The following is a 260-nucleotide window of genomic DNA, read 5'->3' on the forward strand; positions in this document are numbered from 1 at the left end:
GTTTCGTTGTAGCTGCTGAAGTTGGCGACGTAGAAGCCGAAGGCCAGGGAGGCGAGCAGGAAGATCACCAGGGCGATGGCCGATCCGAGGCTCATCCAGCGGAACTTGGGCTGTTTTACGTTTGGTGTGGCGTAGTAGAGGATCGCGATCGCGGCCACTACGAGCAACACGATGACGAGCCATTTGGCGATGTTCCAGATGGTGAGGACCGTCGCGCCCACGCCGAGGGCGTTGCCGACGGATTCGGCGACCGGGCCGCT

At 61.9% G+C, this 260-nt stretch carries 1 protein-coding gene; it reads right to left on the reverse strand.

Features of this window, described 5'->3' with window-relative positions:
* On the reverse strand, positions 1-260 hold a 260-nt coding region (locus tag FS787_RS17900), incomplete at both ends, for a YhjD/YihY/BrkB family envelope integrity protein (RefSeq protein ID WP_144674647.1).

The sequence above is a fragment of the Arthrobacter sp. U41 genome (assembly GCF_007679325.1).
GTDB lineage: Bacteria > Actinomycetota > Actinomycetes > Actinomycetales > Micrococcaceae > Arthrobacter.